The sequence below is a fragment of the Gillisia sp. JM1 genome, assembly GCF_000424645.1.
In the GTDB taxonomy this organism is placed as follows: Bacteria; Bacteroidota; Bacteroidia; order Flavobacteriales; family Flavobacteriaceae; genus Gillisia.
Window position 1 is genome coordinate 675,386 of sequence record NZ_KE384218.1, and the last position, 16,619, is coordinate 692,004.

Consider the following 16,619-nt stretch of genomic DNA (forward strand, 5'->3'; position numbering starts at 1 on the left):
ATGCGTTTGCCCTGGATATTTAATTTATAATAAATTTATTTGGAAGTCTGTCTCAGCATTTGATATGCTAAAACTTTCAGTTCAAAGCGGAGAAATCCATAAATTATTTTTGAGGTTTCAGCTAAATCGATTTATAATTTGAATGCTTTCTTTTTATAGTTTTTCAGATTTTCTTTATCGAATATTTTTAAATCAAGTATTGCGAATGATGGATATTTTATGTTTTCTGTAAATTAATCGAAAGCCTAAAGCATCCCGACTATAGGTTTCCGATAGGTACTTAAATGTGTTGTATTTTTCTAGCCAAAACCATCTCCAAATCATTCCCTTACTGATAAAATTTTCAAATTGAAATCAAGCTTCCCCACGAACAATTTTATAAAAACATGTTTAATATATTATTAGATATGTTAAACATATTAAAAAATTATTAATTTTAGTGGAGAGAAAGTTGAACTAAATTATTTTGAAATGACACAAGAATTAGGAAATGCCAATTTTGAAAATTTCATTGGTGCAACAGCTTCTAAGAAATTGCATATCAGTTTACATGGCACATTCTAACATTAGGTTATGCTGTAATGCTTGCTGGACTACTATATTTTATATTAACGATAAAAAATGTATATAAAAATATCAAATGTCCAATAAATTGTCCGCAGTGGTAATGGTTTCCGCTTTTTTGCTTTTATATGCGCAAGCCGAGAATTGGACAACAAGTTTTAGTTTTGACATTTCCAGAGGAAGGTATTTTTTAAATCCGGAAGGTGATTTATTTAACAACGGATACCGCTACCTAATCTGGCTTATCGATGTGCCTATGTTGCTTTTCCAGATTCTTTTTGTAGTAAGTCTAACAAAATCAAAATTTAGTTCTATACGTGATCAATTTTGGTTTTCTGGGGCGATGATGATTATTACAGGTTATATCGGTCAATTTTATGGAGTAAGTAATCTTACCGCATTTTTTGTTTGGGGAGCCATTTCGTCGGCATTCTTTTTCCATATCCTTTGGGTGATGAAAAAAGTAATAAATGAAGGTAAAGTTGGTCTCTCGACTGATGCTCAAAAGATTTTATCAAATATCTGGGTACTCTTCTTAGTCTCTTGGTTCTTGTATCCTGGAGCTTATCTAATGCCATATCTCACCGGGCTTGATGGCTTCTTGTACAGTGAGAATGGAGTAATGGCGAGGCAGTTAGTCTATACTGTTGCAGATGTTTGTTCAAAAGTAATATACGGCGTACTCCTTGGTAATCTTGCTCTAAAACTGAGCAATAATAAAGAAATTGTTGAAGTAACCATCTAGATACCTATTATGAATAAGTTTTTAAACAAATAATTAGAAAAAAAATATAGCACCCGGTCTGCCTTAGTAACGCAATTTAGTTAGACATCCTTCCGAATCTAAGCGTTTGTGAATATGCATTTGCTAGACAGGCCGGACCAAAATGTTGCTTATGGGTCTTAATTAGCGCAAGTAGCGTGGAGGAGGGACGGATTCCGGTGATTATCGGGATTCTCGGCTTAATCGATTTCATTGTTGGGCTCTGAAGCATGACTTTTCAATGAAATAAATCCTATTTGCGATAACTTATGTTAGCAAAAGCTTATTTGTATTTATTTAAAAGCCCAAAATCGAAGGGTGTCCATAAGCTAGATTTTAATCCACTTTCTTCAAACCCCTTATTTACCCAACTATTGCAAGTATTAAAACAAGAAAAATTTCCTTTAGATTTATAAAAATCATCTATTGGAGAGTAACCTTTGTTTTCGAGTAAAATTCTCATTCCATTTTCATCTAATTCAAAAGTATTGAATAGATAAGTATTCAGTTTTTGTAGTTCAAACTCATTTACTTTTATTTCTATCCAATCTGTACGCTCCTGTTCGTAGCGAGTGACGTGCATTAATGTACTGCTTTTCAAAAACATCGCTTTGAATGCGTTGCTAAAAGTGAGATCACCCCAGGTCGGTGTGTTTAAATAAAAATTCTCATCTCCCCAACCGAATGACAAATAATTTTCAGTTTTGCTATGTTTTATTCCAGACAATACTAAACTATCTATATCCGTCTTTGGTATAACAATATCAAAATGAACTCCGTTTGTGCTTAAATATATTGATTTACTGAAATTTTCATCATTCGCTTTTCTGTCAATTGTTATTACAGATAGAATCAGGGAAATAATTATATAAGTTACGGGAATTAGTAAAATATATTTAAATATTTTCTGGGCTATTTTCATAGAGTTTGGCTCATATATCTTGTCATGAAATACGGCTACAGGTTAAAATTATCCCGTTAGCTATCGGGTTTAGGCTGTTAATTTATATACCGTATTTGGTAGTCTAAGATAAATGTAATCTAATTTCGCTGTACAATTTAAATTCGTTTTTTGTTACTCTTTTGGCTTCAGCCACGTCTGTAAATGCCTTATCCAGGTAGAATTCATCTTTTAGAATCCCATTTACCAGTTCTGCCATCGCATTTTCATAACAATTGTTCTCTTGTGTCCTACTGATGTCTGTCTTTTTTCTTTCAATTATCTGTGTTTACACATTGCGGAAATAATGTAATCCTCTGTCAGAAGAATATTCAGTTTATGGGTAATACTGAATTTGATAATACTGTCTAGCATAACCAATTATTTGAGAAAATCAAGAACCTCGGGGCAAGTCCACGAGGTATGAATTGGAAAATACTTTTAAAAATTCGAGACAAGCCCGCCTGAATGTTTCGGGCAGGCCTCGGGGAACCTGCCCAGCCGGTCAGGCGGGTTAAACCCTCAATGAGGGATTCAAAATTAATTGGTAATCTTTAAGAACGCTACTTCCTTAGGACTTACTTAAGATTGAACCTTCTGAATTGTCAATAACATTATTTTTTATAACTTTATTCTGTTCTATAAAATTTAATCAGTTTTATCTCAAAAATATAAATTACTATGACAAACAATGATAATCCAGAAGATTTAGGTAAATGTCCATTTCGGGGTACCCGAGTAGGAGGAGCAATTGGAACTCCTCCACAGATTGATGATTGGTGGCCCAACCGTTTACAAGTGGAGTTGCTGCACCAGGATCAGCCTGCAGCCAATCCAATAAGTGACGAAAATTATAAAGAGGCTTTTAATAAAATCGATTTCCAGCAACTTAAGCAGGATATAAAGGCTTTACTTGTTGACTCAAAAGATTGGTGGCCGGCAGATTACAAGAATTATGGTCCGCAGATGATTCGTATGGCATGGCACTCAGCGGGGACTTATCGTATCGCCGACGGTCGAGGCGGTGCAGGACAAGCCATGCAGCGTTTTGGCCCTATAAATTCCTGGTGGGACAATGGGAATGTTGACAAATCACGTCGATTGCTTTGGCCCATAAAGAAAAAGTACGGTGCCGCACTCTCATGGGCAGACCTTATCGTTTTGGCTGGTAATTGTTCTTTAGAAATAATGAATTTTCCCACATTTGGTTTTGGCGGTGGACGTCGTGATGCTTGGGAGCCAGACCGTAGCACTTATTGGGGGCCGGAATTCTGGAACGGAAAACCCTTTAAGGAATCAAAAGTTGGTGAACAACACCACGGGCATCCCGATGAAATGGTGAGCCAAACGCTCCGCTGGGAAGGAGAACCTTCGGACGAGAATCGGGACCTTGAAAATCCCCTTGCCGCTACCCATCAAGCATTAATTTATGTAAATCCTGAAGGACCTGGTGGTAATGGGGAACCTATGGATTCTGCGCGAGCAATTCGAGAATCGTTTAAGCGCATGGCGATGGATGATGAAGAAACGGTAGCTTTAATTGCAGGTGGACATGCATTCGGGAAGAGTCACGGTATGGTAAGTGCCGATAAAATAGGTCCAGCGCCAGAAGCAGCACCAATTGAGGCCATGGGTATGGGCTGGCAGAACCCAGAAGGCACTGGATTTGCCCAGTACACGATGACCAACGGGATTGAGGGTTCATGGACGCCCGATCCTACACAATGGGACAATGACTACTTGATCAATCTGTTCAAATTTGAATGGAAAAAGAAAGAAAGTCCTGCAGGAGCTATCCAATGGACTCCGATAGATTTAAGTGCTCCAAAAACTCCAGATGCACATCTAGATGGAAAGATGGATGATTTGATGATGATGACTTCTGATATCGCTTTAAAGGTAGATCCTGCATATAGCAAAGTATGTCAGAAATTCTTAAATGACTTTGATTATTTCACAGAAGCCTTTTCAAAAGCTTGGTATAAATTAACACATAGAGATATGGGACCAAAAGATCGCTATTTAGGTCCTGAAGTACCAAAAGAGGATATGTTGTGGCAGGACCCCTTAACAGCCAGAAATTATGATCTAATTGATAATGCTGATATCGTCAAACTTAAGCAGTACATACTGGACAGCAATCTAACAGTTTCTGCTTTAGTTTCTGCAGCCTGGTCTTCGGCCTCCGTTTATCGGCATAGTGACAAACGTGGAGGTGGAAACGGAGCGCGTATAGCACTAGAACCTCAGAATAACTGGGAATTAAACCGACCAGCGGAACTCAATGAGGTCCTTCAAAAACTCAAAGGCATTCAGAGCGATTTCAATAGTAATCAATCTGGAAATAAGCAAGTTTCTTTAGCAGATTTAGTGGTCCTCGGCGGATGCGTAGCTATAGGAAAAGCAGCAAAGGATGCTGGAGTTGAGATAGGAGTTCCATTTACTCCAGGCCGTTTGGATACTACTCAGGAATTAACCGATGTGGAAAGTTTCAATTGGCTTAAACCTGTTTCTGACGGATTCAAAAACTACCACAATGATAAAGTAGGATACCGTGTGCCATCAGAACGAATCTTCCTTGACCGTGCTCAACTACTGACATTGAGTGCGCCAGAATGGACGGTTCTAGTAGGTGGACTTCGTGTATTGGATCAAAATTACGATCACTCTAAACACGGTGTCTTTACCGACCGCCCCGGCCAATTGTCTAATGACTTCTTTCGGGTGCTAACCAGTATGGACTATGAGTGGGTTCCTCAAGCTGAAAACGAGATGCTGTTCAACATTAACGAACGGGGAAGCGGAACCACAAAATATACAGCTACCCGCTGCGATTTAATTTTTGGCTCTAATGCCCAACTACGTAACATCGCTGAAGTTTACGGAGCTGGTGATGGGCAAGAGCGCTTTGTGAAAGATTTCGTTACGGCCTGGGATAAAGTTATGATGCTTGACCGTTACGATGTGAAGGACGAATAAAATTTCTACAAAAAGAAAGTAATGGAAATGCCCGATTTTATTTGTAATGAAATCGGGCATTTCCATCTTCTTCCCATGCAAACAAGATACAATAGGTCTGTAACGCGCATATTAGCAATAAAGAAAACTAAGCCTTATCAAAATCAGATGCTTCAAGAAGGTATGTGTATTGTTAATGGCCACATGTTGTTTATATTGAAAAACCTATAGCAGATATTAATTTTGCAATTATATAGTAATCCAATTTTCTAGCTGTTTCTGCGAATAGGGTGTCATGAGATTTAGTGCATTCGGAAACCCTGCTTTAAAAATTTTTGCTGTTTAGGTTTGTATTCGTTCTGCTATTTTTATACGACTTGCTTTTCTATTGCTAAAAAGTGAGTTACATTTTCGCTATACATTGGAATGATTTTAACCTCGCATTCGTAAGGGGTGTTGTCTTTTCTGTAATTGGTTATGATTTCCGTAAATGGTTTTAAATCATTTAATCTATTTCTAAATCGCTTCTTTGTGTTCGTAGAAGTATGGATTCCTTGTAAAAAATAAGGTTTTTTATTAAGTGCAAATGTTTTAGAATATCCTGTCATTTGGGTAAAACCGTCATTAACCCAAAGTATTTTCTGTTCTACATCTGTGATTATTAGAGCTTCAAAATCTTGGTTTTTAAAAATAGTATCGATTTCGTTTTTCCATTTCGATTTTTCTGCAAACGATTTTACCATTTTAATATCTCTTTTTATTTTCAGTTTCTCAATTGTCTGGAAATAGAACTGGTTAAAGATATCCCAACTCAATAATGGCATAACTTTAGTTTTTGAGGGTTTAATTTGATTGCTAATTTTATCATATTCTTCCTCCGTCAAAGAGGATAGATAGATATCTAAACACATCATTTCAGAAAGATTATATTTCATAGTAGTCTGTTTTTTAATATTGTTGCAATGTCCTTATGGCAAAACTAATATAAATTATTAATCAAATCCTTAGGGATAAATTTAGTTTTGATGTTTTTAATAAAATTATTACTCCTACACTTAAGAAGTTATAAAAAAAAATTGGGTGAGTGATGTAAAGTATTAGAAGAATACTGAGATGATTCAAGGTGCTTAAGCGATAAATCCTCGAATTAGTAATGGAATAGTCCTTATTTAAAAAATCCGACTAAAAACGAACGGTTAATCTAATGGTTTTTTCCAAAACATTTAAATAGATTATTAATCTTCGTCTTCGTTATTCATTCTGGAAAATATCTTCGATACTCATTTTAAATAGTTTGGAAATTTTGAAGGCTAAGGGTAAACTGGGGTCAAATTTTCCTTTTTCAATAGCATTTATCGTTTGCCTGGAGACATCTACTTTTTCTGCAAGTTGTTCCTGGGTTAACTCATATTCTGCTCGAAGTACTTTAATCTTATTTTTCATCGGTATCGAGAATTTCCAATTAATATTGCAGCCATATAGCTAATACCAATTATATTGGTTTGATCTAATGAAGAGTAAGCTAGACCTCCCACAACGGCTAGTCCAAGGGCAATTCCCATGGCTTCTAATTGGATCTTGCGTTGTAATTCGTCTAAACTATTCAAATGACGAATGTTCGCTAAAATCATTCCTATTCCAACTACAAAGTTCAATAAGATAGCCAATACACTAAGTAAAACATTGCTTTCCCAAAGGTACAATGATCCAAAGGTGCTTATTGCCATAGTTAATATCCATGCTCCAGTCCAAAATGCGAGATTGAGGATATTTTTTCTTTCGAGTTTAGCTCGAGGTTCTTTCTTTTCTTTCATGATTATAATGTTTCTATGTAAAGTTTGTTTTACAAATATATAATTAAAATTAAATTAAGTAAAGTTTTATTTACAAAAAGTAAATAAAACTTTACTTTTATCTAAAACAAGAATAGCGTGCCTCATTCAAATTCGTTTATTGCTTAAAATAAATGTGGATTTATTTATTCTTTCTAAATGATTATAATTGAGGTAGTTTGAAATGTATAAAATGTTATACTTTTTATAAAAACTTGATTGTGCCGAGTGTTTTTTTTAATTTATAGTCTAACTAAAACTTAATCATGGGAAAATTTGAAATTAAAAAGGATGCTTCTGGTCATTTTAGATTTAATTTAAAAGCAACAAACGGACAGGTAATTCTAAATAGTGAGGTATACAGGCAGAAACCTTCTTGCGTAAATGGAATAGAGTCTGTTAGAAAAAATTCTCAGGATGATGCTAATTTCGACAGAAAAGATGCAGATGGGAATTATCGTTTTAAACTACGAGCTACCAGTACTCTAATTATAGGAGTTAGTAAATCTTATAATACATCTGCGGCCATGGAAAATGGGATTGCTTCAGTTAAGAAAAATGCTCCGAACGCAGATTTAGAGGATAATAGTTAATTTCAGTCTTACAAAATATTTAAAGGCTACCTTTTTTGAGGTGTTTTTTATTTCATTTATTCTAAAGACTGAATATATTTCGGTTAATAACCTCTTGATAAATCAATTTTAATTCTCTTGTTAGCAGTCAATTATCTCTATCCTTATCAGTAAATTGTTAGAATTAACAACATTAAATATTTAAGATTTGGGGAATTTTAAATTGAAAATATTTCTTGCGGGTACACTTATTTTATTGGGGAATGCATTAGGTGAATGTTTGGCGCAAGATTTACAGGGAATAGAGAAACTTACAGAAGTCAACGGCAGTTTCGACAAAATAAATGAAATCCAACAGGATAGTATTGGTAATCTTTGGATTGCATCAGATAATCATGTGCAACGATATAATTCCTTCTTTTCAGAATTTTATTCTCAATTTAAAGGAATGCCCGAAAATGTTGGGCAAATTAACACCCTCTTTATAGATTCTCAAAATCGCATCTGGACAGGTACTGAAAACGGCCTATATCGCTATGATCCGGAAAAAAATGTTTTTGTTAGTATTCCTTCAGAAAGAGCAAATGCCAAAATGAATGTTCAGCAGATCGCTGAAGATGAATTAGGGAAAATATGGATAGGCTCCAATAGCGGAATCTGGAACTTCAGCCAAAATCAAATGGTGCTAATTTCACCGTTTCCTTCAATGCAATCTGTTAACAAACTAGCTCCCGTCGATAAGCGAATCGTATTTGGAACTTCAAAAGGATTATTCAGCTTAAATAAAAATACCGGCCATTATAAAAAGATTCCACTTTCAAGTAATAAAGATTTTAATATAAGAAGCATATTGTTGACTGGTGGATATTATTTAATTGGAACACAAGAAAACGGATTATTTAAAATAGATAAGAATTTCAGCAATCCAGAAAAAGTTTATAGCCTTCCTTATTCTACCCAAAAAACGCCCATCGCAGATATTTCTATAGATAAGGCTGGGAATGTGTATATAGCTTCTATTGGAGATGGATTATTGATTTTAAATGAAAATTTAAAACTGACTTCTCATTATTTACACGAAGAAGGAAATAACTTGTCATTGTCTGATAATGGTTTAACTGGATTGTTTCTGGATAAATACAATACGCTTTGGGTTTCCACGGAAACTGGCCTAATTAACTCCATCAATTTAAAACAGAACAATTTTGTATTCTTACGGCATGATCCTAAAAAATATAGTAGTCTGGCCGATAATTTCACAACCGCAATCGAAGTAGATAAAAACGGGAATGTTTGGTTTGGCACTAGAGAGGGCTTAAGTGTTTGGAATAGAAGCTCTGATTCTTGGCAAAATTTAAAAAACCTTTCATTTAAATACCAGAGCAAAATTCCAGATATTATTAGAGATCTTCAGGCAGATGATATGCATATGTGGGTAGCTACCTTTAATGATGGGGTTTATAAGATCAATATCAATACATTTTTGAGAGCACATTATTCTACAGATGCCTCAAATAAAACCGGACTTCAAAAAGTGAATGCTTTGCTGGTAGACACCAATCAAAACGTCTGGGCGGGGGGAGAAGACGGGGATCTAACTCGCATTAGTCCCAATAATGAGATCAACAGTTTCACTTTACAAGGTATAAGTGCGATGGCTCAACTAGTCAATGGTGATGTCCTTGCAGCTGGTAAGAATGGGGTGTTTAATTTTCATACCGGGTCAAATACATTTCAGCCAATAAAGAAATTAGAACCAAACACCGAAAACCTTCCTTATTTTAATATAAATGCTATAAGCGAAACTTTAGCTGGAGAAATAGTATTAGCAACAGAAGGTGCGGGAATTGTAATTTACGACCCTGAAACTGGCTCTGTTAAGGTTATAGATGTAAAGGGGGGAATGCCCTCTAATAGGATTCAAGGCTTGTTGATCTACGGTAGAAATGAAATTTGGGCAGGAACAAATAAAGGATTGGTGAATTTTGCAATTGAAGATAATCCAACAATACGCGTTTTCGATAAAGATGATGGCTTGTTAAGTGCTGTTTTTACTAGAGGAAGTTTTGCACAATTAGATAATAAATTGGCGTTTGGAACTTTAAAAGGAGTAAGTGTTTTTAATCCGAATAAATTAAAGAGCAAGCCCGAAACCATTCCTAATATCTTGTTCGGGTCTTTAGAGGTGAGATCTAAAGAGGAAGGAACAAAGTCTCTAGCCAATTTCAGTTCCGGCAAGAAGCTGAATTTAGATACAGATCAGAATTCTTTTCATATAAAATTCTACGGAATGACGCCTGGAGATTATTCTCAATTGGCATATTCATGGAAATTAGAGGGCTTAGATTCAGAATGGTCTGAGCCAAGTACTCAAAATGAAGCGAATTATGCAAACCTGGCACCGGGGAATTATACTTTCTTAGTAAAGGGAAAAAAGACAAATGGAAAATGGAGCTCTGTGAAAGAAGTTTCTATGAGTATTGCAGCTCCCTGGTGGATGTCTACTGGAGCATACTTGATCTACGGACTTTTATTGCTTGCATTAATTGTGATTCCGTTTTATCTTTTCAGAATTCATAAAAAGCGAGAGAATAAAGCTGCACGTTCTAAATTCTACAGCAACTTGAATCAAGAGATTGGAACACCACTTACTATTTTATTGACCTCGTTAGAAACTATTGCTGAAGAAGAGTCTAAAGCAAAACACCGTTTAAAAAATACTGTAAATAGGTTGAAGGAATTATTAGAACCTATTTTAAATTTTCATCCTTCTAAAATGAGGAAAGAGAATGCTGCTCCCTTGATTTCTAAAATCACACTTAATAGTTATTTTGAAGAATTGATCAAGTATTTTAATCCTCTTCTGCGTCAAAAGCATTTGGAGATCATCATAAATAATCAGTGGAATAAAGAATTCTTTTATTACGATGCCGAGAATTTGAATAAGATCTTCTTTAATCTTATTTCCAGTGCTATAAAATATTCTTTTGATGAAGGTAAAATAATCATAAATCTTATTGGTACCAATAAAGGGGATCTTAAGATACAGGTAGCAGATAATGGTTTAGGGCTGCCAAGAGGGGATCAAAAAGTGATTAAAGATTATTATAGAAGTTCCCGAAGCGGAGGAGTGACAGAGAATTCTGAGCATATTAATTTATTATATGTAAAAGATTTTATAGATAAATTGGGAGGTACCATAGTTTTTGAAAGTAGCAAAAACCAAGGCACAACATTTACTTTGATCCTTAAAAATCATATTAAAGATGAGGTTACAGAAACTCCTAAATCTAAAGAATTAAAAGAGGTGATTTTAGATGAGCCAATTCTTAAAAAAGCACAGGAAACTAAAGTGACCAAAACTGCTAGGCCAATTGAGCTTGATAAAAATGCTGAGGTTGTAGAAAGTGTTCCTCAAGAAACAGGGTCAAGAAAGAAGATCACTTCAGAAGAGATCAAGATCTTAATAGTGGAGGATAATGATGAACTTAGAAAAGTATTTGTTCAATCTTTTAAGAAATTAGGCGAAGTCTTCGATTCCAAAAATGGGTTAGAGGCTTATGAGATTGCAAGGAGAATTATACCCACTGCTATTATTACCGACTTTGATATGCCGGGGATGGATGGGATTACTCTTTACAATGCGCTCAAGGAGAATACAGATCTAAAAAATGTACCAGTTTTCGTTATGCTTACAGATGAAGATAGGATGCAAGTATATGTAGAGGATCAATCTGAATCTCTTCAATTAATTTCGAAACCGGTAAATCTAGAACTATTGTTGGAAAAAGTTGGGGAGCAGATGAATACTTTAGACTCCCAGCCCTTCGTGAACACTAAGTTAAGTGAACGAAACAGCAATTTGCTTAAGGGTGGTTTAGATGATAAATTTATTATCAAATTGGATAGACTCATCATCCAAAACATTCAGGATAGTAGCTTCACTGTAGAAGATCTTAGTGAAGCTATTGGTATGTCTAGTAATTCTTTCTATTTAAAGCTAAAAAAGTCTAATGGGCTTACTCCTCTAGATTTTATTAATAAAACGAAATTAGTATATGCTAAATCGCTAATTAGTAATGGAGAGTCAGATCTTACTGAAGTTGCCAGAAAAGCTGGTTTCCAGAATAAGGATATTTTCTTTTCTTCCTTTAAAAAGCATTTTGGGTTTATGCCTGGAACTATCATGGAAAAGGATGATCCTACCAAATAGGTGTTAATCTGTAAATAGATTTTTCTCCTTAATGAGTTGGGCGGTACTTTCTGGCAACAAGTTTTCCCAGCCAGATTTACCTTCCAAAATCATTTGATAGACTTCTCTAGAGTTGATATCTAGTATAGATGGTTCATAATCTGTAATGTCCACAACTCTTCCATTATCTTTAAAGAATTTATACAATTCTTTCATTCTAGGATGTACTTTTAAATTTTCACTGGTTGTTATTTCGCCAGTTTCAGGATCCTTAAGAGGATACAAATAAATCTTTAGATCTTTGAAAAATAATTTTCCAAATGCTTCTAAGATACCACCGCTAAGATGTCTATAATATCTTTCGTCAAAGATGTCTATAAAAGTATTTACACCCATGGTTAGACCCATGCGTTCTGAGGTATGTTGTGCAAAGTATTCTACAACTTTATAGTATTCTTGAAAATTAGAGATCATTACAGTTTGTCCAAGTGAACAGAGTAATTTGGCTCTATCCATAAAATCTTTTTCGTCTATTTCTCCTTCTGCGCGTAGGTTGGAAAGTGTCATTTCAAAGATTACCATCACTTGGTCCTTGTCTACCTTTTTTTCATTCAGAAAAAGTTTTAAAGACTTTTCATACATACTCATATTCACCTTAGTTACTGGTCTAAAGCTACCACGTAGAGTTAAAATATTCCGTTTATAAAGCAAATTGGCAGGAAGTACGTTGTGACCGTCAGGTGCAAACATCACAGCATCTGTCATTCCGTTTTTAACCAATTGTAGGCTCATTAATCTATTATCTACCTTCTCAAAAACAGGACCTGTAAAATTAATGGTGTCTATCTCGATCTGGTCTTTATCTAGCTGATCATACAGATGGTTCAGAAGATTTTTTGGATCGTCATGAAGATAATAAGCCCCGTGAATTAAATTCACCCCCATGGTTCCAATGGTTATTTGCTGAAGAACAGCCAAGGTCTCGTGAAACTGTACATGTAATATGATCTCACTATATTCTTCCTTTGGTTGGGTTTGAAAACGAATACCCATCCAACCATGACCTTTGTATTTTTTGGCAAAATCTATGGTGGTTACTGTATTTGCGTAGCTAAAGAATAGTTTGTCTGGATGCTTTTCTCTAGATATCCGATTCTCAATAAGGCCAGTTTCAAAAGAAAGAATGCTTTTTAATCTATTTTCGGTAACATATCTTCGGTCATCTTCAATTCCATAAATGGCATCACTAAAATCCTTGTCGTAAGCACTAATTGTTTTTGCAATGGTACAGGAAGCATCTCCAACCCTAAAAAAATTACGAACAGTTTCTTGTCCAGCACCTATTTCGGCAAAAGTTCCATAGATGTTTTCGTTAAGATTTATTCGGAGACATTTGTTCTCTATAGATTGAATAATTTCGAGCTCTTTATCACCTTTTACGCTAACAGGCATATATTTTTAAATTTAAGTTTGGCAGCTTAAATTTAAGAATATTCTAGCTCTTAAATGGTGTATTTAAAGAAGGGTTTAACATCTATGGAGTACAAAAAAGTCTCTCGAATTAATTTTCAAGCGACTTTTTACATTATGTATGAGGTTATTAATCCTGATCTACAGCAACTTTATAAGTTGGATCTTCTAAGATATTCACCTCGATGATATCATTGGCATTACTTAATAATCTTCTGCAGTCTGCACTAAGATGTCTCAAATGAACTTTTTTACCTACTTTCTGATAACGTTGGGTTACCACATTTAAAGCCTCAATTGCCGACATATCAGAAACACGACTATCTTTAAAATCGATTATTATTTCTTCTGGATCGTTTATTACATCAAATTTTTCTGCAAAGATTGTTGTTGAGGCAAAAAAGAGAGGACCATATATTTCATAATGCTTCACTCCATCCTCATCAATAAATTTTTTGGCTCTAATTCTTTTTGCACTTTCCCAAGCAAAGAACAAAGCAGAAAGAATAACTCCAACTAAAACGGCTAAAGCCAGATTGTGCAATAGAACAGTAATTAAAGCAACTATTATTACTAAGAAAATATCTTTCTTAGGCACTTTATTAAAGATCTTTAAGCTTGCCCATTCAAAAGTTCCGAATGCAACCATAATCATAACCCCTACTAGAGCAGCCATAGGTAATTGTTCAATTATTGGAGCGCCAAATAAAATAATAGCAAGAATTGTTAGTGCGGCAATAATTCCTGACAAACGGGCTCTAGAACCAGCAGATAGGTTAACCAAAGTTTGAGCTATCATTGGACAGCCTCCCATTCCAAAGAAAAAACCGTTTAAAATGTTAGAGCCACCTTGAGCAATACATTCTTTATTACCGTTCCCTTTAGTTCCTGTAATTTCATCTACTAAGTTTAAAGTAAGTAATCCTTCTGTTAATCCTACAGCAGCCATAATCAGCGAATAAGGCGCAATCAATTTTAAAGTTTCCCAATTTATTGGAATATTTGGGATATGAAAAGGAGGAAAACCACCACTAACAGACGCAATGTCTTTTACTGTTTTTGTATCTATACCCATAAAATAAACCAATACAAATACTACTATAATAGCCACTAAAGAAGAAGGAACAGCTTTTGTTAGCTTAGGTAATAACACCACAATGGCAATAGTTAGGGCTACTAATCCAAGCATTATAATTAAAGGACTTCCAGTAAGCCATACAATGTCACCATTTAAAACAGTTTTAAACTGATCTAATTGAGACATGAAAATAATTATAGCTAAGCCGTTAACAAATCCAAACATTACAGGATGAGGTACTAAACGTATAAATTTTCCAAGTTTAAAAACTCCAATTAAAATTTGAATGACACCAGCTAAGGCGACCGCAGCTAAAACATACTCTAAGCCATCAGAATTCATTAAAGCAATTAAAACAATAACCGTTGCGCCAGCTCCTCCAGAAATCATTCCAGGTCTTCCTCCAAATATTGCTGTAAATAAACCAGCTATAAAAGAAGCATATAATCCCATTAAAGGAGGAAAGCCGGCTAATATAGCGAAAGAAAGAGACTCTGGAATCATGGTCATCGCGACAGTTAAACCCGCCAATACTTCGGTCTTATAATTTACTTTTTGCGAAAAGTCGAAAAGATTGAAAATTTTGGTCATGAAAAGAGTCTTAGATCTATGTGTGTTTCTATAATATAGATTTTCTTTGAAAAACAAAGCCTAAAGTATTTTATAAATGCTTCACTGTAAAAAGTTTAGCGTTATAAAGCTTTAGACCGTGCAAAAATATTGAATTTAAGTTGAATCCTCACCTAGAAGCTGAATATTTATAACATGATGGACTACTATCCGGAAGCTGTTTTTAATACTTTTTTGTAGAATATGTGATGAAATTACCGAGATTCAAGATCGACGATTTTTTCAATCGTTGTTCCGAGGGAATTTCAGCACGATTTTTGGATTTTTGCCAAAAAATTCCTTAAAAAAGTCGTCTTTTCTGTCCGAAATGTTCATGCGGGTTCTTTGTTTCGTTTCTGATTGCTTCCGGCGAGTGAAGCTAGAGGAAAGCATAGCAAAAGAAACCGAAGGTTCACGAACTCCTATAAATGAAATAGAAACAGTGAGCTAAATGAAGGATATTTAAAAAAGGATAATGGATTTAAGATTTTTAAACCAAGAATGAACGTCTTGTTTTCCTGAAACAAAGAGAATAAGCGCTTATAAAAGTTGCTGACAAACAACTATTGTAGATTTTAGAAAAACAATCGGATGAAATTAAAATTGACAAACTAAGTCAAAAAATTATAACCTGAGGACTAGGGACGATGGTGGTTTAGGCGATAGTTATCATTGGACCCCAGAAAGTTTCAAAAAGTTAGGAAGGGCTTATTAAATGAAATATCTTTGCAAAAATTCTTTCTTATGGCACATAAAGCCGGTTTTGTAAATATCATTGGAAATCCAAACGTTGGTAAATCCACATTAATGAATGCTTTTGTTGGTGAAAGACTATCTATTATCACCTCTAAGGCCCAAACTACCAGACACCGTATTCTGGGGATTGTTAATGGAGAAGACTTTCAGGCGATCTTAAGTGATACTCCCGGAATTATTAAACCCGCATACGATCTTCAACAATCTATGATGGATTTTGTGAAGTCAGCTTTTGAAGATGCCGATATCCTTATCTACATGGTAGAGATCGGAGAGCAGGAATTGAAGGATGAGGCCTTCTTTAGAAAGATTACCAATGCCACTATACCTGTATTGTTGTTACTGAATAAGATAGATATTTCCAATCAAGGGCAATTAGAAGAACAGGTAACTCATTGGACCGCAAAGGTTCCAAATGCCGAAATATATCCAATTTCTGCCTTGCAAGGATTTAATGTTGCAGAAGTTTTTAACCGCGTGATAGAATTATTACCGGAATCTCCGGCATTTTACCCAAAAGATACTTTAACCGATAAGCCGGAACGTTTCTTCGTAAATGAGATCATTCGTGAGAAGATCCTGATGCATTATAAGAAGGAAATTCCTTATTCTGTAGAGATAGATACCGAAGAATTTTTTGAAGATGAAGAGATCATTAGAATGCGAAGCATTATCATGGTGGAACGTGAAACTCAGAAAGGAATTATTATAGGTCATAAAGGCGCAGCTCTTAAAAGAGTAGGAGTAGAGGCCCGAAAAGATCTTGAGAAATTCTTCGGGAAGCAAGTACACTTAGAACTTTACGTTAAAGTAAATAAGAACTGGCGAAATAGTTCTGCACAGTTAAAACGTTTTGGGTACAATAAGAAGTAATCACGAATTTAA

Annotated in this window: 12 protein-coding genes; 5 read left to right on the forward strand and 7 right to left on the reverse strand. The window is 35.1% G+C overall.

Annotated elements, in window-relative coordinates:
• Positions 1-640 precede the first annotated feature (640 nt).
• On the forward strand, positions 641-1,309 hold the full coding sequence (locus H033_RS19725) for a bacteriorhodopsin (protein WP_231367564.1): 669 nt from the start codon (positions 641-643) through the stop codon (positions 1,307-1,309).
• Positions 1,310-1,610: 301 nt separating this feature from the next.
• Here the strand turns inward: H033_RS19725 and H033_RS0106315 are convergent, their stop codons facing one another.
• Entirely contained in the window at positions 1,611-2,249 is a 639-nt protein-coding gene (locus tag H033_RS0106315) for a DUF2459 domain-containing protein (RefSeq protein ID WP_026837537.1), read from the reverse strand.
• Positions 2,250-2,352: 103 nt separating this feature from the next.
• Positions 2,353-2,550 (reverse strand): integrase core domain-containing protein, encoded by a 198-nt coding sequence (locus tag H033_RS21215; RefSeq protein WP_316928646.1) that lies wholly within the window; start codon positions 2,548-2,550, stop codon positions 2,353-2,355.
• Between the two features lie 398 nt (positions 2,551-2,948).
• Between H033_RS21215 and katG the strand changes: the two genes are divergently transcribed.
• Positions 2,949-5,246: a catalase/peroxidase HPI gene (gene katG / locus H033_RS0106325; protein WP_026837538.1), complete on the forward strand. Its 2,298-nt coding sequence runs from the start codon at positions 2,949-2,951 to the stop codon at positions 5,244-5,246.
• Between the two features lie 347 nt (positions 5,247-5,593).
• On the opposite strand, the gene H033_RS0106330 is transcribed toward katG, so the two are convergent.
• From H033_RS0106330 to H033_RS0106340, 3 genes are all read right to left on the reverse strand, one after another.
• Entirely contained in the window at positions 5,594-6,160 is a 567-nt protein-coding gene (locus H033_RS0106330; RefSeq protein ID WP_026837539.1) for a PAS domain-containing protein, read from the reverse strand.
• 316 nt (positions 6,161-6,476) lie between these two features.
• Positions 6,477-6,668, reverse strand: a complete 192-nt coding sequence (locus H033_RS0106335) for a helix-turn-helix transcriptional regulator (protein WP_026837540.1) — start codon at positions 6,666-6,668, stop codon at positions 6,477-6,479.
• Positions 6,665-7,039, reverse strand: coding sequence for a hypothetical protein (locus H033_RS0106340; protein ID WP_026837541.1), 375 nt, complete (start codon positions 7,037-7,039; stop codon positions 6,665-6,667). Before H033_RS0106340 ends, H033_RS0106335 begins: the two co-directional genes overlap by 4 nt.
• 284 nt (positions 7,040-7,323) lie before the next feature.
• Between H033_RS0106340 and H033_RS0106345 the strand changes: the two genes are divergently transcribed.
• Positions 7,324-7,650, forward strand: coding sequence for a YegP family protein (locus H033_RS0106345; RefSeq protein WP_026837542.1), 327 nt, complete (start codon positions 7,324-7,326; stop codon positions 7,648-7,650).
• Between the two features lie 187 nt (positions 7,651-7,837).
• Positions 7,838-11,842: a two-component regulator propeller domain-containing protein gene (locus tag H033_RS0106350; protein ID WP_026837543.1), complete on the forward strand. Its 4,005-nt coding sequence runs from the start codon at positions 7,838-7,840 to the stop codon at positions 11,840-11,842.
• A 3-nt stretch (positions 11,843-11,845) separates the two neighbouring features.
• Here H033_RS0106350 and H033_RS0106355 read toward each other — a convergent pair whose 3' ends face one another.
• Positions 11,846-13,273 carry a nicotinate-nucleotide adenylyltransferase gene (locus H033_RS0106355; RefSeq protein ID WP_026837544.1) on the reverse strand — a complete coding sequence of 476 codons (1,428 nt, stop codon included), beginning with the start codon at positions 13,271-13,273 and terminating at the stop codon, positions 11,846-11,848.
• Positions 13,274-13,421: 148 nt separating this feature from the next.
• Entirely contained in the window at positions 13,422-14,960 is a 1,539-nt protein-coding gene (locus tag H033_RS0106360) for a SulP family inorganic anion transporter (RefSeq protein WP_026837545.1), read from the reverse strand.
• Between the two features lie 762 nt (positions 14,961-15,722).
• On the opposite strand from H033_RS0106360, the gene era reads away from it, so the two are divergent.
• Entirely contained in the window at positions 15,723-16,607 is an 885-nt protein-coding gene (gene era, locus H033_RS0106365; protein WP_026837546.1) for a GTPase Era, read from the forward strand.
• Positions 16,608-16,619: the final 12 nt, after the last annotated feature.

Coding starts and splice junctions, on each gene's coding strand:
- H033_RS0106315 (WP_026837537.1), bottom strand. CDS start 2,249: ATGAAAATAGCCCAGAAAATATTTAAATATATTTTACTAATTCCCGTA.
- H033_RS0106335 (WP_026837540.1), bottom strand. CDS start 6,668: ATGAAAAATAAGATTAAAGTACTTCGAGCAGAATATGAGTTAACCCAG.
- era (WP_026837546.1), top strand. CDS start 15,723: ATGGCACATAAAGCCGGTTTTGTAAATATCATTGGAAATCCAAACGTT.
- H033_RS0106345 (WP_026837542.1), top strand. CDS start 7,324: ATGGGAAAATTTGAAATTAAAAAGGATGCTTCTGGTCATTTTAGATTT.
- H033_RS0106355 (WP_026837544.1), bottom strand. CDS start 13,273: ATGCCTGTTAGCGTAAAAGGTGATAAAGAGCTCGAAATTATTCAATCT.
- H033_RS0106360 (WP_026837545.1), bottom strand. CDS start 14,960: ATGACCAAAATTTTCAATCTTTTCGACTTTTCGCAAAAAGTAAATTAT.
- H033_RS0106330 (WP_026837539.1), bottom strand. CDS start 6,160: ATGAAATATAATCTTTCTGAAATGATGTGTTTAGATATCTATCTATCC.
- H033_RS19725 (WP_231367564.1), top strand. CDS start 641: ATGTCCAATAAATTGTCCGCAGTGGTAATGGTTTCCGCTTTTTTGCTT.
- katG (WP_026837538.1), top strand. CDS start 2,949: ATGACAAACAATGATAATCCAGAAGATTTAGGTAAATGTCCATTTCGG.
- H033_RS0106340 (WP_026837541.1), bottom strand. CDS start 7,039: ATGAAAGAAAAGAAAGAACCTCGAGCTAAACTCGAAAGAAAAAATATC.